At 37.8% G+C, this 24,383-nt stretch carries 23 protein-coding genes; 8 read left to right on the top strand and 15 right to left on the bottom strand.

The window, feature by feature from the left end; translation table 11 throughout:
• The first annotated feature begins 152 nt into the window (after positions 1-152).
• Positions 153-1,031, top strand: coding sequence for a helix-turn-helix domain-containing protein (locus tag ACZZZW_RS23365; protein ID WP_055912083.1), 879 nt, complete (start codon positions 153-155; stop codon positions 1,029-1,031).
• A 253-nt stretch (positions 1,032-1,284) separates the two neighbouring features.
• Here ACZZZW_RS23365 and ACZZZW_RS23360 read toward each other — a convergent pair whose 3' ends face one another.
• From ACZZZW_RS23360 to ACZZZW_RS23310, 11 genes are all read right to left on the bottom strand, one after another.
• Positions 1,285-2,172 carry a sulfatase-like hydrolase/transferase gene (locus ACZZZW_RS23360; protein ID WP_463497083.1) on the bottom strand — a complete coding sequence of 296 codons (888 nt, stop codon included), beginning with the start codon at positions 2,170-2,172 and terminating at the stop codon, positions 1,285-1,287.
• Positions 2,144-2,791, bottom strand: coding sequence for a sulfatase-like hydrolase/transferase (locus ACZZZW_RS23355; protein ID WP_463497081.1), 648 nt, complete (start codon positions 2,789-2,791; stop codon positions 2,144-2,146). Before ACZZZW_RS23355 ends, ACZZZW_RS23360 begins: the two co-directional genes overlap by 29 nt.
• A gap of 429 nt (positions 2,792-3,220) precedes the next feature.
• On the bottom strand, positions 3,221-4,855 hold the full coding sequence (pruA, locus tag ACZZZW_RS23350; protein WP_055912087.1) for an L-glutamate gamma-semialdehyde dehydrogenase: 1,635 nt from the start codon (positions 4,853-4,855) through the stop codon (positions 3,221-3,223).
• Positions 4,856-5,206: 351 nt separating this feature from the next.
• The gene (locus tag ACZZZW_RS23345) at positions 5,207-5,683 is read right to left on the bottom strand and encodes a 4'-phosphopantetheinyl transferase family protein (protein WP_055907591.1); all 477 of its coding nucleotides are present in this window, start codon (positions 5,681-5,683) and stop codon (positions 5,207-5,209) included.
• Positions 5,670-5,933, bottom strand: coding sequence for an acyl carrier protein (locus ACZZZW_RS23340; protein WP_055907588.1), 264 nt, complete (start codon positions 5,931-5,933; stop codon positions 5,670-5,672). The genes ACZZZW_RS23345 and ACZZZW_RS23340 overlap by 14 nt, the downstream gene beginning before the upstream one ends.
• Positions 5,930-7,204 (bottom strand): beta-ketoacyl-[acyl-carrier-protein] synthase family protein, encoded by a 1,275-nt coding sequence (locus ACZZZW_RS23335; protein WP_055907585.1) that lies wholly within the window; start codon positions 7,202-7,204, stop codon positions 5,930-5,932. The genes ACZZZW_RS23340 and ACZZZW_RS23335 overlap by 4 nt, the downstream gene beginning before the upstream one ends.
• Entirely contained in the window at positions 7,197-7,637 is a 441-nt protein-coding gene (locus ACZZZW_RS23330; RefSeq protein ID WP_055907584.1) for a 3-hydroxyacyl-ACP dehydratase FabZ family protein, read from the bottom strand. The genes ACZZZW_RS23335 and ACZZZW_RS23330 overlap by 8 nt, the downstream gene beginning before the upstream one ends.
• Positions 7,638-7,667: 30 nt before the next feature.
• Positions 7,668-8,720 (bottom strand): type III polyketide synthase, encoded by a 1,053-nt coding sequence (locus ACZZZW_RS23325; protein WP_463497074.1) that lies wholly within the window; start codon positions 8,718-8,720, stop codon positions 7,668-7,670.
• The gene (locus tag ACZZZW_RS23320) at positions 8,717-9,430 is read right to left on the bottom strand and encodes a methyltransferase domain-containing protein (protein WP_055907578.1); all 714 of its coding nucleotides are present in this window, start codon (positions 9,428-9,430) and stop codon (positions 8,717-8,719) included. The genes ACZZZW_RS23325 and ACZZZW_RS23320 overlap by 4 nt, the downstream gene beginning before the upstream one ends.
• Complete coding sequence (locus ACZZZW_RS23315) at positions 9,431-10,561, bottom strand: NAD(P)/FAD-dependent oxidoreductase (protein WP_055907609.1); 1,131 nt, start codon at positions 10,559-10,561, stop codon at positions 9,431-9,433.
• A 689-nt stretch (positions 10,562-11,250) separates the two neighbouring features.
• Positions 11,251-12,390, bottom strand: a complete 1,140-nt coding sequence (locus ACZZZW_RS23310; RefSeq protein WP_055907606.1) for a sterol desaturase family protein — start codon at positions 12,388-12,390, stop codon at positions 11,251-11,253.
• 220 nt (positions 12,391-12,610) lie between these two features.
• Between ACZZZW_RS23310 and ACZZZW_RS23305 the strand changes: the two genes are divergently transcribed.
• The 4 genes from ACZZZW_RS23305 (at position 12,611) to ACZZZW_RS23290 (ending at position 17,788) form a co-directional block, all read left to right on the top strand.
• Positions 12,611-13,765, top strand: coding sequence for a carboxypeptidase-like regulatory domain-containing protein (locus ACZZZW_RS23305; RefSeq protein ID WP_055907575.1), 1,155 nt, complete (start codon positions 12,611-12,613; stop codon positions 13,763-13,765).
• Positions 13,766-13,931: 166 nt separating this feature from the next.
• On the top strand, positions 13,932-14,993 hold the full coding sequence (gene lpxK, locus ACZZZW_RS23300; protein ID WP_463497067.1) for a tetraacyldisaccharide 4'-kinase: 1,062 nt from the start codon (positions 13,932-13,934) through the stop codon (positions 14,991-14,993).
• Entirely contained in the window at positions 14,965-15,780 is an 816-nt protein-coding gene (locus ACZZZW_RS23295) for a purine-nucleoside phosphorylase (protein WP_055907569.1), read from the top strand. The genes lpxK and ACZZZW_RS23295 overlap by 29 nt, the downstream gene beginning before the upstream one ends.
• Complete coding sequence (locus tag ACZZZW_RS23290) at positions 15,767-17,788, top strand: putative porin (protein ID WP_463497064.1); 2,022 nt, start codon at positions 15,767-15,769, stop codon at positions 17,786-17,788. Before ACZZZW_RS23295 ends, ACZZZW_RS23290 begins: the two co-directional genes overlap by 14 nt.
• 219 nt (positions 17,789-18,007) lie before the next feature.
• On the opposite strand, the gene ACZZZW_RS23285 is transcribed toward ACZZZW_RS23290, so the two are convergent.
• Both ACZZZW_RS23285 and ACZZZW_RS23280 read right to left on the bottom strand, forming a co-directional pair.
• Positions 18,008-18,748 carry an outer membrane beta-barrel protein gene (locus ACZZZW_RS23285; protein WP_055907563.1) on the bottom strand — a complete coding sequence of 247 codons (741 nt, stop codon included), beginning with the start codon at positions 18,746-18,748 and terminating at the stop codon, positions 18,008-18,010.
• A 282-nt stretch (positions 18,749-19,030) separates the two neighbouring features.
• Positions 19,031-20,212: an asparagine synthetase B gene (locus tag ACZZZW_RS23280; RefSeq protein ID WP_082458716.1), complete on the bottom strand. Its 1,182-nt coding sequence runs from the start codon at positions 20,210-20,212 to the stop codon at positions 19,031-19,033.
• A 233-nt stretch (positions 20,213-20,445) separates the two neighbouring features.
• Here ACZZZW_RS23280 and ACZZZW_RS23275 point away from each other — a divergent pair, with 233 nt between their 5' ends.
• Together ACZZZW_RS23275 and ACZZZW_RS23270 are read left to right on the top strand one after the other, a co-directional pair.
• Positions 20,446-20,907 (top strand): peptidylprolyl isomerase, encoded by a 462-nt coding sequence (locus tag ACZZZW_RS23275; RefSeq protein WP_055907558.1) that lies wholly within the window; start codon positions 20,446-20,448, stop codon positions 20,905-20,907.
• A 151-nt stretch (positions 20,908-21,058) separates the two neighbouring features.
• The gene (locus tag ACZZZW_RS23270) at positions 21,059-21,601 is read left to right on the top strand and encodes a DUF5606 family protein (RefSeq protein ID WP_055907555.1); all 543 of its coding nucleotides are present in this window, start codon (positions 21,059-21,061) and stop codon (positions 21,599-21,601) included.
• 59 nt (positions 21,602-21,660) lie between these two features.
• Here ACZZZW_RS23270 and ACZZZW_RS23265 read toward each other — a convergent pair whose 3' ends face one another.
• On the bottom strand, positions 21,661-21,789 hold the full coding sequence (locus ACZZZW_RS23265; protein ID WP_255352031.1) for a hypothetical protein: 129 nt from the start codon (positions 21,787-21,789) through the stop codon (positions 21,661-21,663).
• Positions 21,790-21,870: 81 nt separating this feature from the next.
• Complete coding sequence (gene rlmH, locus ACZZZW_RS23260) at positions 21,871-22,344, bottom strand: 23S rRNA (pseudouridine(1915)-N(3))-methyltransferase RlmH (RefSeq protein WP_055907552.1); 474 nt, start codon at positions 22,342-22,344, stop codon at positions 21,871-21,873.
• A gap of 111 nt (positions 22,345-22,455) precedes the next feature.
• Between rlmH and ACZZZW_RS23255 the strand changes: the two genes are divergently transcribed.
• Positions 22,456-24,270 carry a MutS-related protein gene (locus ACZZZW_RS23255; RefSeq protein WP_055907549.1) on the top strand — a complete coding sequence of 605 codons (1,815 nt, stop codon included), beginning with the start codon at positions 22,456-22,458 and terminating at the stop codon, positions 24,268-24,270.
• The last annotated feature ends 113 nt before the right edge of the window (positions 24,271-24,383 follow it).

Here is a 24,383-nt window from a genome sequence, read left to right as displayed (position 1 = left end):
GGTTATGATTAAGCTAATGTATCGATGAAAATTTGAAATGACTGGAAGGAGGTTTGCTGATACTGACGCTATATTAGCCCTGGTCGATATTGTTAAGCTGGATTGTGATAATATATCAGTTTTTTATAAATTGCCATTCTCAAACCAAATATATGAAGCCCATTTTCGCCAAAATACTGGATGGTAAACTAAACGATGTGTATGGTTTAAAGGTGGTTGATGCGCCTTATTTTTCTACTGAATTTCATTTCCACGAAGAGTGCCAGCTTACATACACCATTGAAAGTGAAGGGCGGAGGATGATTGGTGATAGTATTGAAGATTTTAATTCTGACGAACTTATTTTTGTAGGTTCCAATTTGCCCCATGTATGGCACAACACCAATCAGTATTTTAACAATGCAGATGCAGCTACTCACGCACGGTCAGTTTCTGTATTTATACATCCCGATAAAATTCTTGACTTTTTTAAAGAACCTGATACGATACAAAGACTTAAAAACTTCTTCCTAATGGCAAAAAGAGGGATAAAGTTTGGTAATGACGTTAAAAAGAAATTAAAAGAACTGATGTTAAAAGTAGCCTTGCAGACTGAAGAAATATGTCGCTTAATTGTTGTGCTCGAAATTTTGAACCTACTTTGTTTTACCAGGAATTATGAATTGTTGGCAAGCCCGGGCTATACAAACAACTATCAATTAAAAGATAATGATAGGATGGATAAAATCTTAAAATATGTTTTTGATAATTTTAATCAGGAAATTTTACTCCATGCGGCGGCCGAAATGACAAATATGAACAAACAGGCCTTTTGCAGGTATTTTAAAAACCGCACGCAAAAAACTTTTGTAACCTTTGTTAACGAAGTAAGAATAGGCCATGCCTGTAAGTTAATGGCGCAAACCGATAAGCAGATTAGTGAACTTGCTTATGCCTGTGGTTTTAACAGTTTATCAAACTTTAATAAATTTTTTAAACTGGCTAAAGGTGTTACGCCTAAAGAATATAAAAAGATGTTGCTGGTAGATTAGTGTTTTGAGCGCTTTACACTGCGGTTTATCATCCTGAGGGATATTTATTTTATAAAAATCAATATGAGTGACATGATTTTAAAGAAGTGAATATCCTATGGGTATCGAAATTGCGAAAAGGCTTTTTCTTCGTGCCGCGCAAAGACGATCGATTTACTAAAGCCTGTCAATGGTGGCGGAGTTGAAGGAAGCAACTTACAACAATCGCTTGCTTCCCAGAAAGTCTTTTTTAATTCCCACCCGTCAACATGCGCTACCTCGTTCTTGTTTCTTCAGCACTTAATAAAGCCTCAAGCTCCTTAATTTTTTCAGGGTATTGTAAAGCAAGGTTATTTTTCTCACCTACATCATTTGTTAAGTTGTATAACTGAGCTGTTGGTAAATTGCCGGTATCGGTATGGGTTAGCTTGTAATATGCTTCTCCCTTTGATGGTCGGATGTATTTCCAGTTATCTTTAACAATGGCCAGTTGGTTGCTTTGCTCGATGAAAAAATCACGGCCTTCGTGATCTTGCCCAATCAGGGCGTTCCATACATTTTTACTATCGATAGCATTTTTACTTTCCAGCTTAAAATAGCTTGCAAAGGATGCCAGGAAATCGATCTGCGATACCAAAGCATTAGAAACACCTGGTTTAACCATTGCCGGCCACGAAATAATAAAAGGTTCTCTTGTGCCACCTTCTAAAATACTGTATTTGCCGCCACGTAAATTGCCTGCGGGCGTATGGCCATTTAATTTTTCGGCACCCTGATCTTCATATCCATCCATAATTACAGGGCCGTTATCACTGCTAAAGATAATCATTGTGTTTTTGTCAATACCAAGGTATTTCAGCTGTTTTGTTATTTCGCCAACGGCCCAATCCAGTTGCAGGATTACGTCGCCTCTGTAACCCAGCTCACTTTTGCCTTTAAACATGGTTGCGGGCAAGCGTGGTACATGTGGTTCAGTTAAGGCATAGTACAGGAAAAAGGGCTGTTGTTTATGGTCTTCAATAAAATTTTTAGCCTTAGTTAAAAAGGTAAAAGGGAGTTCCTCATCTGTCCAACGTGCCAATTTGCCACCATGCATGTAACCAATACGGCCAATGCCATTTACAATGGTTTGGTTATGACCATGGTTTACTTCTGCCTGCATTTTTAACAATTCGGGATGATCTTGGCCAGTAGGATCTGTGCCTATGGGATTTGTAATCAACGGTAATCGGGTCGTTAGCTTCTAATCCCACTACCAATTGGTTTTCCATAAAAACAGTTGGTACGCGATCTGCGGTGGCCGGAAAGATAAAAGAATAATCAAAACCTACTTCTTTCGGACCTGGTTTTACTTCCTTGTTCCAATCTTTTTCTACGGCAGTACCCAAACCCAAATGCCACTTACCAACCAGGCCGGTTTTATAACCTGCCTGTTGAAAAATTGCTGCGAGTGAGCTGTTATCTGTCGGAACAATCAATGCAGCGTCACCAGGTAAAACACCGGTGCCTTTTTTACGCCAGGCGTATCTGCCAGTCATTAACGAATAACGTGATGGGGTACAGGTTGAGGCGGTGGCATGCCCATTGGTAAATCTTAATCCTTGCTTTGCAAGTGCATCAATGTTTGGTGTTTTTATTTTAGTTGCTCCATAGCAGCTGAGGTCGCCATAACCCAAATCATCTGCATAAATGATTATGACATTGGGTTTCTTTTGTGCGGATGCATAAAAGTTGAAACTTGCTAAAAAAACAAATAAGGAAAGTAAAAATCTGTGGCTCATGGTTAGAAAAAGGTGGTTTGTCAGTTAAGCGATGCAATCGCTTTTCTCAATAATCCTCGTTACAAACGAGGACTATGTGTTTATATTTTTAATATGGTTTGTCAGTTAAGCGATACAATCGCTTTTCTCTATAATCCTCGTTACAAACGAGGACTATGAGTTTATGTTTTTAATATGGTTTCTCAGTTAAGCGATACAATCACTATTCTTTATAACCCTCCTTACAAACGAGGACTATGTGCTTATGTTTTTAATATGGTTTGTCAGTTAAGCGATACAATCGCTTTTCTCTATAATCCTCGTTACAAACGAGGATTATGAGTTTATGTTTTTAATCTGGTTTATCAGTTAAGCGATGCAATCACTTGTCTAAAAACTATGGGCATAAAAAAGGCCAAACAAATATGTCTGGCCTAATATATTTCAGTATTAATCTTCTGCTAAAAACGGGTAACGGTAATCCGTTGGCGATTCGAAAACCTCTTTAATGGTACGTGGAGAAACCCAACGCAATAAATTGATCATCGAGCCGGCTTTATCATTTGTACCCGAACCTCTTGCACCACCAAATGGCTGCTGACCTACAACGGCACCAGTACATTTATCGTTGATGTAAAAGTTACCTGCGGAGTTGCGTAAAGCATGACTTGCTTTATCTATTGCATATCTATCCTGCGCAATCAAGGCTCCGGTTAAAGCATAAGGAGAAGTGGTATCAATTACTTCTAAAATCTGGTCGAAATCCTGATCTGCATAAACATAAACAGTTAAAACGGGGCCAAATAATTCTTCGCTCATGGTGGTGTATTTTGGATCATCTACAACTAGTATTGTTGGTTCAATGAAATAACCTTTAGTTTTATCGTAGTTTCCACCAGCAATAATTTCTACACCGCTATCTTTTTTAGCCTGATCGATGTATTTAGCCAATTTATCGAAAGAACGTTCATCGATTACGGCATTAATAAAGTTGCTGAAATCTTCTGTTCCACCCATTTTAAATGTAGCTAAATCAGCCAACATCTGTTCTTTAATTTCTGGCCAAAGACTTTCTGCAATGTATACGCGACTAGCTGCAGAACATTTTTGTCCCTGGTATTCAAAAGCACCACGCAGAATTGCCGTACTGGCCACTTTTGTTTGTGCTGACGGATGTACGAGAATAAAATCTTTACCTCCGGTTTCGCCTACAATACGTGGGTATGATCTGTATTTATGGATGTTTGTTCCGATTGTTTTCCAGATTTCCTGAAATACTTTAGTAGAACCTGTAAAGTGGATACCGGCAAAATCAGCATGGTTAAAAATCACTTCTCCAGTTTCTGGTCCGTCTGCATAAACCAGGTTAATTACGCCATCAGGTAATCCTGCTTCGCGGAAAATTTCCATTAATAAGTTTGCTGCGTAAACTTGCGTATCAGCAGGTTTCCAAACCACAACATTTCCCATCATGGCTGCAGATGCAGGTAAATTTGCTGCAATTGCGGTAAAGTTGAAAGGTGTAAGTGCAAAAACAAAACCTTCCAATGGGCGTTGCTCAACACGGTTCCAGCTTCCGCGAGGAGAAACAGGAGGTTGTTGTTTGTAAATATCTACCATGTAACTTACATTAAAACGTAAGAAATCAATCAGCTCGCAAGCGGCATCAATTTCGGCCTGATAAGCATTTTTGCTTTGACCTAACATTGTTGCAGCATTTAATTTATAGCGGTATTTACCGGCAATAAGATCGGCAGCCTTTAAAAATATGGCAGCGCGATGTTCCCAGGTTAGGTTTTCCCAATCCTGTTTTGCAGCCAAAGCAGCATCAATGGCTTGTGTAATATGGGTTTTATCACCAATGCTGAATTGAGCTAAAATATGTTGGTGATCGTGTGGTGCAACAACTTTACCTTTTTTGGTGGTATGAACTTGTTTGCCACCAATGTACATCGGAATATCTTGTTGGTATGAGCGGGCTTCGGCAAGTGCTTCTTTTAAAAGTGCACGCTCTTTACTGCCTGGGCCATAATTTAATATAGGTTCGTTTACCGGAGTGGGTACGTTAAAAAATCCTTTAAGCATATTTTATTTTTTATGATTTGTACAAAGATAATGCTTTTTGAGCTAGGCCATTCCATTATTCTGTAAAGAAAACAGGGCAAACGTTTGATTGTATTCGTTAGATTAGATAGCGGTTAATTTTGATTTTATTGTGGTTAAAATATGGGTGGTTGGATTTTATTTATAGTGGTGTCAGTTGTTAGTAACTGACACTCATTTAGCTCTTCCTTTGTTTTACGCAGAAAATACCGCGGATTTAGGAGGCTTTCCCGCAGATTGCGCAGAAAATACCGCGGATTTAGGAGGCTTTAGTGGGTTTTACTTTTGTAATAAGAGTTGACAACTTTTCTTGCCACCCTGTGAGTAAAATTGTCAACTCTGGAGTTCATACACCAATGCCAAAAACTGGCCATGATGGCTTACACAACCTGGCTTCGTGCTTTTATAATCAAACAAATGATCTGGAGCTTTGTAAATCGCAATGTGGGTGCAATTCAAATGTACAGCCTCTGCGGTGGCAATGGTATGCAGATAATGGGTGTAAATATCACTTTTAGTAAAATAAGTGTGTCCTTCAATATGCACTTCGCCAAAAGTTTGGTTGGTATCAGGGTGAATTATACACCTTAAACTCGTCGGTGCAAAACTCCTGATGCCGGTTTTACGGTTATAAATTTTATAGGCTGCTTCTTTCATGCTCCACAACAGCCACACCATTTCATCAGGTTTCTGTGATGAGGTAATGAGTAGCTTTTCTTCAGCGGTAAAAATTTTGTCAAGATAGTTCCTCCGTCGCCAGTTGCTCTGGGTTTTGGCTAAACCCAAATCAACAATATCATTGCCCAGCATTGGCTTCCAGTTTTTGCGTTATAATTTCTGTGGTCGCTTTTACTGTGAGCATTTTCGCCATCGAATCGTTGTCTATCTCAATGTTAAATTTCTCTTCAATATCCAGGATAATATCCACCAGGTTGGCCGAATTTATTTTCAGGTCGTTAATAAAATCCGTGTTTTCGTCGATATGGGCAATTGCCGATGTTTCTTCGCTATAAGGCTCAACAATTGTTTTTAGGGCTTGGATAATCTGTTCTTTATTCATGGGATGTATTTTTTAAAGATAACGCAGGCATTAATGTCGCCAAATCCGAAACTGGCTTTAGCTAATATATTAATTGGTTGTTCAATTAGGGTTTGTGGAATGCTTTTTACATCGATCAATGCACTAATCTCAGGATTTAAATCTTCACAATTGATGTTGGGGAAAATAAATCCTTCGTGCAATTCCAATACCGAGGCAACACATTCTATACTTCCAGAGGCTGCAATACAATGACCGATCATGCCCTTTAACGAATTAATGTAAGGGAAATTTTCGGTAGGTAACTGTAAGGCTGTTTTCCAGTTTTCTATTTCAAAAGCATCTTTCGAAGTAGCGGTAAGGTGACCGTTAATTACATCTATTTCGTGGGCTTTTATGCCTGCATTTTGCAAAGCAGCCTGTATGCAACGCTGAACGGCAATGGGGTTTGGGGCCGTCATGGTGCCTAATCCCCGCTGACCGCCAGAATTAACATGACCGCCAAGCACCTCACCATATATTTTGGCCTTTCTGGCTATTGCACTATCGAGCGATTCTAAAACCAAAGACCCTGCTCCGCTTCCGGGTACAAAACCACTTGCTGTGGTACTCATTGGCCTGCTACCTTTTTCTGGCTCGTGGTTATGTTTAAAGGTGCAAACTTTCATGGCATCAAAACCGCCCCAAATATAAGGTCCGCTATCGCTAGTACTGCCTGCCAGCATTCTCTGTGCCTGCCCGGTTTTAATCCTTTCATAAGCCAGTAAAATACTTTCTGCACCGGTTGCGCAGGCTGATGAGTTGGTGCTTACCTGGTTTCCTAAACCAAGTTTACCACTTATAAAAGCACTTACCCCACTGGCCATTGTTTGGATCACCACAGAACTTCCAAGTTTTTTAATTTCGAGGTCATCAATTTTGTTAATTGCCCACCTAAACTTATCTATACCCGAAGTACCCGTGCCAAAAATTGTTCCGCTGTCCCAATCCGGCTCATCGTTGTTTTCAATTGCAAAACCTGCATCTTTCCAGGCATCTAAACCTGCAATTACGCCATAAACTATACCGGTACTGTTTAAATTCCGAAGTTCGAGTGGGGTAAAATATTCACTGATGCGTTCATCACTTAGTACTGGTTTCCCGGCAATCTGGCAGGAAAAATTTAAGGCTTCCAGATCGGGCTGATGGCGGATACCTGAAGTTCCCTTTTTAATGGCATCTGTAAATTCAGCAACAGTTGTACCATTGGGTGCACATACGCCTAATCCGGTTATAACCACTCTGTTATTCATTTCCTGTAGAAATTAACATTCCAGCAATATTTCCTTTGCAAACCACTTTGCCTGCAGCATTTTCCATTTTAACATTACATTTCAACTTATTAAACCTGAAATATATTTTCTCACTTGTTACCGTTACCTGTTCGCCTGGGTAAACCGGAATTAAAAAATCAATTGCGTTTGATGTCATGGCTACAGACATATTTAACGCTTTATCCGGTAAGAGGTAAATCCCTAAACACACCAATCCAATTTGTGCCATGGTTTCGGTAAGCACTACTGCGGGGGTAACCGGGTTGTTTTTAAAATGACTTTCGTAAAAGGATAGCTTTTCATTATAAGTAAAAATTCCTTTCGCTCCGTTTTGATCAACATGCAATAAATCATCTACAAATAAAAAAGATTTGCCATAGGGGAGTTTAGCCAATATTTCTGCGTTTGTCATGATGGGAATTAAATAACTGAATGATTGATTTTACCATTGTAAAAGTATGCGCTGTGCAGAAAAACCTGGTCCAAAGCTTAGCATCAATCCTTTTTCTCCGGTATCAGGCTTTTTATCCATAATCTGTTCTAAAACATACAGTACCGTTGCGCTGCTCATATTTCCATATTGCCTCAATACTTTTTTCGTTTCATTAATGTTTTTGCCAAGCTGTCCAAACAGTTCATCAACGGTCTGAATAATTTTTTTGCCACCTGGATGAAAGATCAAGTGGTCTATATCATTGATGCGCAAACTATTTTTGGCTAAAAAGGGGTGGATGATATCGGGAAAATGATTGGCAATGGTTTCGGGCACGGCAACATCCAGTACCATTTGTAAACCGGTATTGGTGAGTTTAAATCCCATCATTTCTTCAGCATCATAAAAATGATACATTTCTTCGGCTAAAATTTCGGGGCCACCATCTTCCTCGTTCGAACTCAACAGCACACAGGCAGCACCATCGCCAAATATTGCGGCACTTACAATGTTGGCCATCGAAAAATCGTTCAGTTGAAAAGTTGACGTAGGCGATTCTACTGCTACAACCGCGGCACGTTTACCCGGATTGGCTTTTAAGAAGTTTTTAGCATAAATCATCCCCGATACCCCGGCTGCACAACCCATTTCTGTAACCGGCAGGCGCACAATATCCTGCCGAAGTTTGAGTAAATTGATTAAATATGCATCTAAAGAAGGGATCATAATCCCTGTACAGCTTACTGTGATGATATAATCTAAATCTTTTGCCTGCCAACCTGCTTTATCAAGTGCCGAGGTTAAACATTGTGTGCCCAGTTTAATGCCTTCCCTAACATAAATATTGTTCCGCTCCTCAAAACTTAAATCACTGAATACTTCCTCAGGCGACATTATAGAATAGCGTTTATCAACCGCTGCACCTTCAAAAATCTTTTTTACCTTTCTGATAAAACGCTCATCCTGATCCTTTAACCAAAGATCAAGAAAAGGTAAGATTTCATCCGTTGATCTGGAGAATTCGGGCAAGGCTTTACTTACTGCTTTTACGGTTACGCTCATATTGTTTTAATTATCCATTGGTAACGGAAAGCCCATTTCCATCTTATCGAACTCGATTTAAGGTTTAATTGTTTGCTATATTTAATCAGATCAGCCTTTTTAAATCCACGCAGAATAGATACCAATCCATCCTCGCGCGACATATCATTTAAACGGAACACATAACACAAGGCCTTAAAAAGATTATAGGCAATAGCGCTTCTTTCTAAATCGTTAATCACAATGCCCATTTTTGCCGATTTTTTGAAATTCTCCAATAAGCCGATAATCTCTTCATCTTTGAAATGATGTAATGTTAAGGTGCAAAGCATTATATCGCAGTCTTCGTTTTTATCCAGGTCATCAAAAATATTGCTGCACTGGTAAGAGATATTCTGATAGTTGTGCGATAAACTTTCTGCATGTTTTATAGTAAAGTTATTGGCATCTATTCCTTTTAAAATAAAATTTAAACCTTTGCTTTTTGCATAATCGGCCAATGTGCGTAGCATATCACCATTTCCACATCCAATATCAGTAATACGTATAAGCTGATCTTTTGGTTTGTTTTTAATAAGGCTTTTAATGCCATCGAGCGTAACTTTATTGCCGCCCAAAAGCTGGTTTATTCTTGCTATTTTGTCTAATGCATCGCGCAGTATTTCACCTTCCATGGCAAAATCGTCCATAATTTCGGGTGCTGTGCTTCTGTTCGTGGTATCTACAGCCATTTATTGGGGGATATTGATAGGTTTTCCATGTGTTTGTTTGATGATTTGCTTAAGTAGAAAAGGAATCCGCGTTAAGGTGTTCATTGCAAAACCCTCTAATTTATTGTTTCTGAGCAATGCAGATAAAACCCTGCCCATTTTTAGCCGGGTTTTAAATTCCCTGTTCCATTGTGAGGTATAATTTTCTTCCAATGCCGCACGTGAGGTTATTTTACCTTTAATTTTTTGGTGCAACAATACAGAAAGAAGCTGAGCACTGTGTATCGCCATTGCCATTCCATTTCCACAAAGCGGGTGAATCAGTCCTGCGGTATCACCAATCATTAATATGTGTTTATAAACAGGTTCTTTGGTTTCGAAAGAAATCTGACTGATGGTTAATGGGGCGTCAAATATAATTTCTGCCTGCTCGAAAATATTTTTTAAATGTTTGTTCTTGTATAGAATTTTTTCCTGGTAAGCCACAATATTTTTATGTTTTTTAAAACTGTTGTAGTCTGCCAGGTAACAGATGTTCAGCTTGTTGTTTTCTACTTTCGATAGGCCACAGTAGCCTCCTTCAAAATTGTGCAGACTTACCACATGATCAGGAAAATCGGCTTTGTAATGTGCTTTAACTGCAAGATAGGGAGATTGTTTGTTGATGAAATTCCGGTTGAGTTTAACATCTATGGCTGATCTTTTTCCATAAGAACCGATTACGTACGGCGCAATGTAAGTGCTGTTGGTAGTTTCTACCATAAATTGATCGTTAGCAAAGTCTATTTGCACTACACGTTCGTGGATAACCTTAATGTTTCTTTTAATAAGCTCATTGTAAAGGTAATGATCGATGGTATAACGGCTCAAACCAAAACCACCAAGTGGGAGTGCTGTTTGTATACTTTTGCCTGAAAGGGAGGTAAATAGCAAATCGCTAATGGATGTAGGATTTAGATCTTCCGTGTGTAAACCAAGCCACTTAAAATAGGGTAATACCTCATTCGAGATGTATTCGCCGCAAACTTTATGATGAGGATAAGTATCTTTCTCAATCAGTGTTACATGTATGCCCAGTTTGTTTAGGTGGAGCGCAGCAGTTAAACCGGCCAAACCACCACCAATGATTAAAATTTCTGTTTCGGGCTGCATAAAATTAGATGGAATGCTAATATAACATTTAAACCATCTGTTTTGTTCCGCATCCATATTTTAACTGCTGGAGTTTTAGGAATGGATAAATAGATTAGGGCTTCGTTGTTAAAAGCGACGAACTATACAATGCCCTTTTCCGAACGAGTGCTTAAATAGCTTACCCAATTAATCGTTAAATTTAGCTTTAATTCAAAACCCTTAATAGTAGCAGTGCCCAACTTTATTAAACAGGATTGCAGCGGTATCCTTTTGTTTTTTTCAAAACAAAAGATTTAGCAGAAAGCCTGACTAACATTAATCATAGCTATTGCCCCTGCTTTCCAAATAATTTTGCTTGATGGTTTCTTCGTTAGGAAGCGACGAACTATACAACGCTCTTTACCGAACAAGTGCTTAAATAGCTTACCCAATTAATCTTTAAATTTAGCTTTAATTCCAAAACCCTTGATAGTAGTAGTGCCCAACTTTATTAAACAGGATTGCAGCGGTATCCTTTTGTTTTTTTTAATACAAAAGATTTAGCAGAAAGCCTGACGAACATTAATCTTATCTATTGCCCCTGCTTTCCAAATGATTTTGCTTAATGGTTTCTTCGTTAGGAAGCGACGAATTATAACAACGCCCGTTACAAACGAGCATTAGCGTCAGTTTAATCTTTAAATTAGCTATGCCCCACAGCAAGATATTTATCTATCACTCCGTTCTTCCATATTTAAATCCGTATCAAACGGACTTTTAGTAAATGGATAAATAGATTGTTTAACAAAACCTTTCGGGTAAGCCGCTTCGTGCACGCCTGTTCCGGCTGGCCATTCTTTGCCTGGTAAATAATAGGTGCCAAAAATCATATCGATAAATGGAAATATCGAAGCAAAGTTATGTCCGTAATATTTTGGGTCCTCACAATGGTGCCAGTGGTGATATTGAGGTGTAGTAAAAATATATTTAAGCGGACCGAAGTTTATGCGTGTGTTGGCATGAATGAGTACGGCATGGATGGCAATAAAAATAATGTAAACGTTAAAAACTGTCGACGAAAAGCCCAATACATACAGCGGTATAAACGTCATGGCGCGGGTAAAAAAGATATCGATAAAGTGTGTACGGCTACCGGCCAGCCAATCCATATTTTGTGTAGAGTGGTGTATAGAATGGAAACGCCACAACGATACCCGCGTATGGAAGAAACGGTGTGCCCAGTACTGAAATAAATCTGTACTGAAAAACGCCAGAAACAATGCCACAATAAAAGGCAAACCCTGCACCCAGGCATGAAGCTTATCTAAACCCATCCAGCCGAAAAATAACACAGCAGGTTTTTGCGTAACAATACCAAAAAACTGAATAAACAGGTGACTGATTACAAAGTAAGTTAAATCGGTACGCCATTCTTCGTGAAATTTAGTTTGTTCATTGTTTTTTGGGAAAAACAGCTCAAGCGGAACAAATATGGCAACCATTAAAAGTAAATCTAAAATCATCCAGTCTAAACCGAAATGCCAGCTGGATTTAGCCACATCTCTACCTTCTACACTTAATGCACCAAGTACAACAGCCAGTGCACCTAAAGCAAAACCAGGCCATGCCCATTTTACTTTTTTACTGAGAATTAAACTTAACAGCGAAAAAAAGAAACAGCCAATAACACCGCCAAGCATTAAAGCTTCCATACTATCTTTAGTGTATATTTCGCGGAATTCGGGAGTGGTTAACTTCTCTGGATAATGGAAGCAAAGGATGCCCAATAACGCCAGCACAGCTAAAAAAATAGAGATATATCCGCTAATCTGGCCCTGGCCTATTACTAATCTTTTATTTGGAGACATTAAATTGTTTTTTTGGTAGACAACAATGATAATAAAAAAATTAAAATAACTGTTCATTGAATTGTTATAGGTTAGCTCATAATCGGTCAATTGCTAAATCAATTTACGATGATAACGGTAAACCATTACCGAAAATTTATGCTGCATTTTGGTTATTTATTTAGAATAAGTAAATTCACCACAGATAACCAAGTAATTCCCTAAATAACGCCTCAAACCTATGCCTTACCGTTCAAAAATTATTTTACCCTTCTTATTCTGCTGTTTATTTTTTTTGCATGCAGCATGGGCACAAAAAATAATTAAAGGGCATGTAATTAATCATGTAAATAAAGGCATTGCGTCTGTATCCATTTATAATAAAGGAAAATTGATTGCATTGAGTGATGAAGAAGGTCAATTCAGTATCAAAGTAGATTCGCTAAATAAAGGGCAGTCGCTTTCTTTTAGTTCGGTTGGTTACGAAAGCCGTTCGGTTAAGGTTGATGATAGTCAAACTGATGACCTTACCATAAAATTAAAGGATAAATACGTTACGCTAAATGATGTGCAGATTTATTCTTCCAATTTCGTTACTACACTCGTAAAGAATGCAATGGCGCACCTTGCAGATACAGGCGTGGTGAGTAAAAAGATCCTTTGCAGGCAATATTTAGTTAAAGATGGCAAATATAACACCTTTGCCGAAGGCGTACTTAATCTGCATACCGACGAATACAAAAACGATATCAAATTACAGCTTGAAGGAATTAGAAGGCTTAAAGATTTAAGAAAATCTAAAACTGTAAAAATTAATTATGCGGTAGATTTAAGAATGGAGCTCAAATCTTACTTTGTAACTAACCTTAATGATAATATGCTCAGCGAGGATAACGATTATGAAATAGAAGGACAGGTAGATTACGAAGGAACAAAATGTTATAAAATCTATTTTAACAGGGCAAGAAACGTATTGTATAAAAGGAAAAGCGGGTGGATTTACATCACGGTTGATAAACACCTGATTAAAGGGATGGAGAGTAATATTGCCACGATTAACAAAAGTATGATCTGGATCAATAAACAGGATTACACGATTGAAAATGGATTATCGCACCTTAATGCTACCTACTTAAAGTGTAATGTAGTAGCCGGATTATTCTCGGAAGGGGAGCCCTCGGCAGAAATGGAACTGCTTTTTCTTGATGATATAGAACCTGAACAGAAAAACAGTAATAATTTCTCCACCTTTAAACTCAGACAGGATTTTTATCAATACCCAAAAAAGAACAATGCCGAACTTTGGGCATCCCTTTATCAAAAACATAACCTTTCCATTCCAAAGGTGATTGTCGAAACCTATAAATCAGATCAAGATATATTGGAGCAATTTTAAGTGGATTTGGTAAATTGTTTCAATTGCTTAATTGAAGGCAAGGTACACAACTCCCAACTAAAAACTCCCTATTTCCCTCTCCACCAAACCATTTCCTGCGCTTAAGGGTTGCTCTATAGGCTGATGCCTTTCTTTTTTAAATAATCAGTATTTTTGAAACCACGATATGCTACTTAACTATCTACGCCTTTTACTGCTTCCTTTTTCATTAATTTATGGAATGGCCGTTACACTCCGCAAAAAATTATACGATTGGGGCTTAATCAGGTCTGTAAAATTCGATTTACCCGTAATCTGCGTAGGCAATCTGGCTGTAGGCGGATCGGGCAAAACACCAACAACCGAATATCTGGTGAGGTTACTGGCCGATTATAAAATAGCGATATTAAGTAGAGGCTACGGTCGCAAAACAAAAGGATTTATCCTTGCTGATGACAATGCAACTGCCGAAACCATTGGAGATGAACCGTTACAATACCATCAGAAATTTGCAAAGGTAACCGTTGCTGTTTGCGAAGACCGCGTAAATGGAATTAATCAGCTCAAAGAAAACCATGATTTAATTATCCTTGATGATGCCTTTCAGCACCGTGCAGTAAGGGCGGGTTTTAATATTTTGCTTTTCGAATTTAGAAAATTGGGCACTCTGCAGTTCCTCTTGCCAGCAGGTAATTTAAGAGATGTTTTCTCGTCACGTAAAAGAGCCGATGTGCTATTAGTCACTAAATCGCCAGTGCCCTTGTTACATGTAGCGCAACAAGCTTCAATAAACGAACTGCAACCCGATGCAAATCAGCCGGTATTGCACTCCTATTTAAAATATGGCCACCTTGTTCATTTATACAATAAAGAAAGCCGCGTACTCGAATCGATAAAAGATTACGAAATTTTTCTATTAACAGGTATTGCCAATCCAGAACCATTGATCGAAGAACTGGGTAAATATTCCAAAACCATTAAACACGAAGAATTTCCTGATCATTATGCCTTTAAAGAAGCAGATATCAGCAAATTTAAAAGTGCATTTTTGGCCGGAAATAAAAAAGAAAAAATCATCATCACAACAGAAAAGGATAGCAAACGTTTAAGAGCTACCGGATTTGAAGATTTACTGGTAAATTTACCTGTATATTATTTACCCATCGAGGTTGAATTATTTGAAGAAGATAAGATTACCTTTGACGAACTCATTTTAAACTATGTTAAGAGCAATAGAAGAAACCGTTGAATATATAAAACGTAAAACAGAGAACTTTAAGCCCGAAATAGGCATTATTTTAGGAACAGGCTTAGGAGGCCTTGTGAAAGAAATCGAAGTTGAACATCAGTTGATGTATTCTAATATTCCCAACTTTCCTATTTCAACATTAGAATTTCATAGTGGTAAATTAATTTTTGGAACGTTAAACGGTAAAAAAATTATTGCCATGCAGGGGCGTTTGCATTATTATGAGGGTTACAGCATGCAGCAAATTACGTTCCCTGTTCGGGTAATGAAAGGATTGGGCATCGAAAACCTGATTGTTTCTAACGCAGCAGGATCATTAAACCCCGAATTTAGAAAAGGCGATTTAATGATTATTGAAGATCACATCAACCTGCAGCCTGATAACCCTTTGCGCGGTATTATCGAAAGTGACCTTGGTCCACGTTTTCCGGATATGAGCCAACCTTACAAACGCGATATTATTGCAAAGGCTTTAAACATTGCGAAAGAAGTTGATATTAAATGCCATAAAGGTGTATACGTTGCCGTTACGGGGCCGAATTTAGAAACCAAGGCAGAATACAAATACCTGCGCTTAATTGGTGCCGATGCTGTGGGGATGAGTACCGTACCAGAAGTAATTGTGGCCAACCACGCAGGTTTACCAGTTTTTGCCATTTCTGTTTTAACTGATGAAGGTTTTCCTGAAGATTTGCAACCCTTTGATTTAGATGAAATTTTAGCTGCTGCGGCCAAGGCCGAACCAAAAATGACAGAAATTTTAACCCGCTTAATTGCCGAACTTTAAGATGCGTAAAGTTGTTCAGATCTGTTTTTTACTGTTTGTGCTATTGGGCATCAACAAGGCTTTTGCTCAGGATTTAAAAACCAATGTTGGTACAAATAAAGAACTCGATTCGGTTAGGAAAAAATTGGATGGCGGAAAAGATTCAGTTGTTTTTACTGCAAAATACATCCGTTTTACCAAACTATCGCTAAGTAAAGATAGCATTGTACTATTGCCTTTAGATACCACTACTACCAATATCCAGAATTACAGTCCGCTTTTACAACCCATGCACCCCACCATAAGTACTGGTAACATGGGTTTGGCAGCCCGGCCATTATTGTTTGAGCCCAGTAAAAGAATCGGGTTTGATGCAGGTTTCCATTCGTTCGACTATTACGCGTTAACACCAGAAGATATTATTTATTACCAGGCCAGAACCCCTTTTACGAGTTTGTATTTTGTGAGTGGCGGCAAAACAGAGCAGCTTTTTAGGGCAATTCATACACAGAACATCAAGAAAAACTGGAATGTTGGCGTAAATTTTAACCGTGGAGATTCGAAAGGGTTTTATGCAAGGCAACGTGGTGATAATTTAAATGTGGCGGTATTTTCATGGTACCAATCGCCAAGTAAACGTTATAATATGTGGGCATCAGCCATTTTTAATACCATGCGTGGTTATGAAAACGGTTCAGTGGTTGCTCAAAATATTTTTGATCCAGGTTACAACAAGATCAGCAGAGATGCCGAAGCCATCAACTTATCAGATGCGCGCAACATGTACAAAAAGAATACCGTGTTTTTAAAACAAACCTATTATGTAGGGCGGATTGATACTTCTGCCAATGCAAATAATGCTGTTTTGCCAACCAATAAGGTTACTTATACTTTTGAGTACAATAACGAAAGTTACGATTTTTATAAAAATGGTACCGATCCGAACAATGTTTTACCTCCCGGCATAAACAGCACAACTTTCACAAATGATTCTACCCATGTGCAGCACTTTAAGAATGAATTTATATACAGTTTCTTTTTACGTCCAAAAAATTCATCACTCATTAAAAATGAGCTAAAGGTTGATGCCGGCATCCGCCATGATTATTACAAACACGAGTTTTTAGGAATTAAACAAGATGGTAAGTATTATGAGCAAAGCAGATTTGGTTATCAAAATATTACCATTTTAGGTGCCGCAGGATACAGGTTTTCGAATAATATCGATATTAACTTAGATATACAGCAAATTTTGCAGGGTGAAAATGCAGGTGATTATCTGTACGAAGCCAAAAGTAAAATCCTGTTAGGAAAAACCATCGGAAGGATAGAATTAGGTGCCTATGTACAAAACCAAACACCAGCCAGAATTTTCGATTACTACCATGGCAACCATTACCAATGGAGCAATACTGATTTTAATAACACTAAAATCGCCAATCTATCTTTTAATTACATCAATGATAAATATGGTTTTAATGCAGGAGCTAAATATTTCCTAACCAGTAATTACCTGTATTTTGCAGCAGATCACAGCAATGGTACAACAGCCATTCTGCCAAAACAGGAAACAGCTGATATCAGCCTGATCAGGTTTGATGTTTCCAAAAAATGGAAGTTTGGCAGGTTTGTAATGGAAAATTATTTAGCCTATCAAAAAACCGATAAAAATGCAATTTTAAGAACACCCGAATTTTATACCTATAACAGTATTTATTTCGACAATACCTTTTTTAAAGTATTAAAAGCCAATGTAGGTATCGATGTAAGGTACAATACCGAATATGCAAATTATTTGTATTCGCCAGCAACCTCACAGTTTTATATAGATGAAACCAATCCGGTAACTTTTGTTTCTAAGCCGATTGTAGATGTGTTTTTTAAAGCCAATTTAAAACGTGCAAACCTTTTTGTTAAATACGATTTTATCAATCAAGGCCTTTTCCAAAATGGTTATTACACTGTAAACAGGTACCCTATGCAAGATGCCTTATTAAAGTTTGGTGTAAGCTGGAACTTTTACGATTAAAACCAGGCTTGATTTAATAAATTCTTTATCTTTTTTACGGAGAGCGCTTGCATTTGCTATCGCGAAATTATTGCAAAGCTTGTGAAGCATGTATCAAAGCAACCATAGTAGATTGTTCTCGTGTTTATGCCAATGCGGTTCTTATTTGCCTGATTGCATATAAAAAAAAGCCGTGCTGATGATATATCAGCACGGCTTTTAATTTTAAAGGCTTTTATCTTAGAAAGAATAACCAACTGAGAAACCCAATACACGGTTAGTTAATTTATTTGAATTAGCCTGTCTGTCTTTAGGTGTTAAATCTGTTAAACCTAAACCATAGTTTGCACCAACTAAAAATCCTGAGTTTGTACGGTAAGCTAAACCAAAGTTTGCACCAAATTCGGTACTGTTATAGTTTTTATCACTTGCACTACCGAATGATAAGTCTCTATCGTTAGATGTGGTAACAGTAGAACTGTTATTGTTAGCGTTATTTACTGTTGTAGTAACCGTTTCGCCTTTATCTTTACCAGAAATGTTGAAACCTATATAAGGACCAGCACTGATTTGAACGGCACCAGCATCACCTGTAGGGATTCTAAACACAGCGTTAACCGGTACTTCAATAGTCATTAAATTTGTTTTTACGGAACTAGTGGTAGTAATTGTATTGCCCAAAGCCGTATTGGTAAGCACAGATTCAAATTTATTACCTTTGTTTTGTAATGAAACACCCGGTTGGATGAAGAAATTGTTTCCTACACCGAAATCACCAAATGCAGTAACGTTAAAACCAACATTGTTTTTTGCATTGTCGTTAAAATTATTTGCTGCGGCATCATCACCACCAGCGTGGAATTTCGAAAGGTTTACACCAGCTTTAATTCCGAAACGGGAAGTTTCTCCGGTCATTTTTGTTTGTGCAAATGCACCTGTTGCTAATAATAAAACTGAAGCGCTTAATAATAACTTTTTCATAATATTTTTCTTTTAGAAGAATCTTGTTTAAAAAATCAGGTTTATCCTGTTGTTAATTACAAGCCTCAATTCCAAAAGCTGTGCCAAAGTATCAAGTCTGTTACAGTTTAGCGGGTAAGCTATTGATTTACAGCATATTTTTTATCTACATTAGGTATATATACGCTACAAAAATGAAATACCCAACACGCTAACTTTGTGTATACATAATAGGAATGTACCGCATTATACAGGCAGTTTTGATAAGTTTTGTATAATTATGCCAAAGATTGAAGAAGCAGATTAAGTTTTTTGCGGTTTCTTTTTGGCCGCAGGAAAAAGCACATTGTTTAAAATTAAGCGGTAACCTGGCGAATTTGGGTGCAAATTTAAATCAGTTGGAGGGTCGCCAACAGCATGCTGATAATCTTCCGGATCGTGACCACCATAAAAAGTAAACTGTCCTTTACCAATTTCGCCATGTAAATAACGTACTTCAGCAGCTCCTTTATTTTCGCCCAATACCGTAACGCTTGTTTTAACGAGGCTTTTTCTAAAGGCAGTGGTTTGGCCCATAAAACCTTTAATCACTTTATCGTGATCTTGCGTAAGCATGGTAGGAACAAGATCCCACTTGGCCGAGAAATCGAAAAGGGTAAAATAATCATTGCTTTGGTTTAAAGTTCGGGTTTGCGTGGCATCAATGTCCGAAAATTCGTAATTCATAGGGTTGTTATCCAGCTTAAAATTCTGAAATGCCAATGTTTTATTAAAATCCAATTTGGCCTGTGCATTAGGATCTGCTGCATCGCCATCAAACATTTGCGCACAAATATCCACCCCATCTGCGGCCAGCGCAATATCAAAACTATCCGTACCAGAGCACATGGCAAACAGAAAGCCTCCACCAGCACAGTACTCTTTAATGTGTTTGGCTACGGCAAGTTTCATTTCTGAAACTTTTTTATAACCCATGCGCTTGGCAAGGGTTTCCTGATTTTTAACATCTTCCTGATACCAGGTGGCATACCTGAAATTGGCCCAGAATCGACCATATTGCCCGGTAAAATCTTCATGGTGCAGGTGCAGCCAATCATATTTGCTCAGTTTATCCTGAAGAATATCGTCATCATAAATTACCTCATACGGAATTTCTGCATAAGTTAACACCAGCGTAACGGCATCATCCCAGGGGAGTTTACTTTTTGGCGAGTACACTGCAATTTTTGGTGTTTTCTCCAATTTAACCATTTCCATGTTTACCGACGGATCACTGATTTCGTTTAAAAGATTGGTTACCTTTCCATCAGCCAGTACTTCGTAAGAAACCCCGCGGATTTTAAGCTCATCCTCAACCGTTTTATTATACTTAATTAGAAAGCTTCCGCCGCGGTAATTTAGGAGCCAGTCAACTTCCAGCTGTTTACTGATTGTCCAGTATGCAATACCATATGCTTTAAGGTGGTTTTTTTGGTCTTCATCCATATAAATTAACAGTGAAGAAGCCCTTAACCCTAATGAGCAAAGCAGGCAAATAAAGAGTATATAATATTTCTTTGTCAAATCGATAGACTTAAAACACTAAAATACCGCATTTAAACTGGATAGAAAAATTTAATGATGTTATAAGTTATACAATTTTGTTATTTTTGCCCTCTACTAAAAAAATGCGATTGTTTTTTAGTCGGATTAAATTTAAAATTAGTACTGATATTAATATGAGTAAAGCAATAATAAAAACAGAAAAAGGCGAATTAACTGTAGAATTCTACGAAAATGATGCGCCAAAAGCCGTTGCAAACTTTAAAAAATTAGCTAAAGAAGGCTTTTATGATGGGGTAACTTTTCACCGTGTAATTCCTAACTTTATGGTTCAGGGTGGATGCCCTAATTCAAAAGACCCGGCTAAAGCACATTTGGCAGGTACTGGTGGCCCAGGTTACAAAATTGATTGCGAACTTGATGGCGAAAATCAATATCACGATCGTGGTGTATTATCTATGGCACATGCTGGCCGCAACACTGGTGGTTCACAGTTTTTTATCTGCCATAGCAGAACCAATACTGCTCACTTAGACCGTAACCATACTTGTTTTGGTAAAGTTGTGGAGAATGTTGATCTTGTAGATGATATCCGCCAAGGTGATAAAATTTTAAACATCGAAGTTTTAGAAGACTAGAAATAGATACTAGATTTGAGACATTAGATTTGAGACTTGATTCTCTAAATTGGTGCTCCTATCTCATTTAATAATTGAACAAAGAGTTTTAGTTATTTGATCTGAGTGATTTCTCATTTCTTATATCTCAAATCTCATATCTCAAAAAAATATGAATTTAAGAGGAATTGTTGCCGTATCTGGCAGACCGGGTTTGTTTAAACTGGTTGGACAAAATAAAGTGGGTTACATTTTAGAGGGTTTAGATGCTCAGAAAACTAAAATTGTAGCCAATATCACAAATACTAAACTGGCTTCGTTGGAAGATATTACGGTATATGGTGAAGATGAAGAAATTAAACTGGCAGATATTTTCGCCAAAATTTCTGCCAAAGGAGCTACTCCTGATTTAAAAGGCGATTTACGTGCTTATTTCCTTGAAGTAGCACCAGGCCACGATCAGGAGAAAGTTTACGCTTCGGATATGAAGAAAATCATTACCTGGTATAACTTATTAAAAGATTTGCCATTGTTTACGGAAGAAACTCCTGAAACACCAGGTACACCAGCTGAAGTTAAATTATCAGAAGAAAAAGCAGCTTCAGATAAGAAACAAAAAGCTTCAGGAACCAAATCATCAGCAAGTGCTAAAGCAACTACCAAAACTTCGGCGCCAGCTAAAAAAGCAAGCATGACAAGTAAAAAAGGCGTTTAAGCTTTATTTAATTGTTTTACAGAACACCAGGCCATTCGTCTGGTGTTTTTTTGTGGAATTTAATCGAAGAAATAATAAAGCAAGGCTACAATTACCAAAGAAGCAATAATGCTGATCCATAGGTATTTATTGTTGCCGTTTTGATTGCTCTTATATCTGTATTCCCGTTTATATTTATCTAGTAACATCTTTTTTTGTTTAATGATGATTTTCGTTCGCCATTTCCACACCGCTATTTGCTTTTCGGGCCAACCAGGTAATTTTTAGTGTTAAGCGTGGTGGTAAGGTTCTCCCTTTAAAATACTAAAGCCCCGGTAAAGCTGCTCCACAAAAAATAACCTGATCATTTGGTGCGAAAAGGTCATATCAGATAAAGAAATTAAACCATTTGCCCTTTTGTAAATGCTTTCTTCAAAACCGTACGGACCGCCTATAATAAAAATTAAATGCTGAACACTACCGATCATCTGTTTATTTAAATAGTTGGAGAACGCCACTGATGAGTACTTTTTTCCTTTTTCATCCAATAAAATAACAACATCGCCATTATTAATTTGTTTGTGCAACAATTCGGCTTCTTTGGTTTTTTGCTGTGCTTCGCTAAGATTTTTAACGTTTTTTACATCCGGCAAAGCCAAAAAGCTGAAGTTAATGTAATGTTTTAGGCGGTTAATGTATTTATCAATTCCTTCAATCAAATACTTATCTTCTGTTTTGCCAATGGCGATCAGCGTAATCTTCATTTAATATTTCCCTATCTTTAGAATTTTCGAGATTCAAACTTAGATAAAATTGTAACAAATAGTATAATTTATCGATCTGAAACCTCCGAAAGTATATTTATTAATCCAGTCATGTTAAAACAGCAAACAGAAATAATAGCCGGTTACGATCAGAATATTAAGCAGGTAATAGCAGATATTGATCAAACAAAAAAACTGATCGATCAGCTTTCTTTTATCCGTATCGGTTTGTTTGTAGCAGAGATTATACTGTTTATCTTTTTAGTTCAATCTGCAGATGATGAATTACGCACATTAATACAAATTGGCTTACTGGTGCCGGTAATCATTTTTGCATTGGTTGTGCGCAGGCAAAGCATTCTCGATCGTGAAAATGATTATAAAAAGCAGCTTTTGTGGGTGTATGAAAATGAATCAAATATTTTAAACGGAACCGAAAACGGTTACGATGCTGGTAAAAACTTCCAATCAGAACTTCATCCCTATAGTTCTGATCTTGATATTTTCGGAAGCGCATCGCTCTTTGCGCTGGTAAACCGTTGCAGTACCAAAAGTGGAAACGACCTGCTGGCCAAAAGCTTTGCAGAAAAACCGGTAAAAAATAACATCATTCAGCGGCAGGAAGCAGTAAGAGAAATGGTGGCTAAAATAGCCGATACTTTTAGTTTCCGAGCAAACCTGCATGGCTACGATCCTGAAAGGATAGAACTGATTAAAACACAATTGAAGCACCAGCTTGGTGCGCAACTGGAGTTTGTTGGCAGTAAAATTTTAAGGTTGTACGTTAAATTTGTGCCTTATATCATTATTGCCCTTGTTTTGGCTGCGCTATTAGTGAGTAGTGTTTTCTGGAAAATACTGATATTGCTCTGTATCATTCATGCCGGGTGGAATGTTTTATGGGGAGCGAAGATCAATAAAGTTTTTTATAGCTTCGGAGGAAGCTCAAGCCTGCTTAACGGTTATGCCACGGCTATTTTGTGGACAGAAAATCAAGACTGGAAAAGTAGCTATACGCTGAGTTTACTGGATTCGAAAATTCCTGCCAGTAAAGAGATTAAAGCACTATCTAAAATTATCAAGAATTTTGATGCCCGCCTAAATATGATCGTTGGCGGAATTTTGAATGCACTTTTATTATGGGATTTAAGGTGCTGTATCAGCTTGGATATCTGGTACAAATCGTCATCAAAAGAGGTAATTAAAGCGCTTGACCATTTGGGCAATTTTGAAGAAATAATATCACTGGCCACAACGGCTTATAACCAGCCCAACTGGGTTTTTCCTGTGCTTACCGATCAATTTGCATTAAATGGTACTCAAATCGGACATCCGTTAATTGATGAACAATTAAGGGTGAGCAATGATTTTAACCTCGAAGCAAAACCTACTGTTGATATTGTAACCGGATCGAATATGGCAGGGAAAAGTACCTTTTTGCGTACGTTGGGTATTAATATGGTGTTGGCTTATGCAGGTGCACCGGTTTGCGCAAATGCCATGCAGTTATCGGTATTTTCGATTAACACTTACATGCGGATTAAAGATTCGCTGAATGAAAGTACATCTACATTTAAAGCCGAGTTAAACCGCCTTAAAATGATCCTTGATAATGTGGTTAAAGATAAAGATACTTTTGTATTGATCGACGAGATGCTTCGGGGTACCAACAGCAGGGATAAATACCTGGGCTCAAAGGTTTTTGTGCAAAAGTTAATTGCCGAAAAAACACCGGCACTTTTTGCCACACACGATCTGCAATTGGCCGATCTTATTTTAGACCATCCTGAAACGGTGCGTAATTTCCATTTCGATATCCAGATTACAGCCGGCGAAATGAGATTTGATTACCAATTAAAACAAGGCCCTTGCAAAACGTTCAATGCCGCAATCTTGTTAAAAGAAATCGGTTTATCGCTTGATTAGCGTTTCCTGTTGGATAATGGTTTAGTCAGGTGCTGTGCTGTTGAACGAGTTATCGATTTTAAAAAGCTTAAAGTAATATAATCCATCTTTTGGGCAAATTAATGCATTCTTAA

This window comes from Pedobacter sp. AC379 (assembly GCF_979258145.1).
This window is presented reverse-complemented; position numbering and strand designations above follow the sequence as displayed.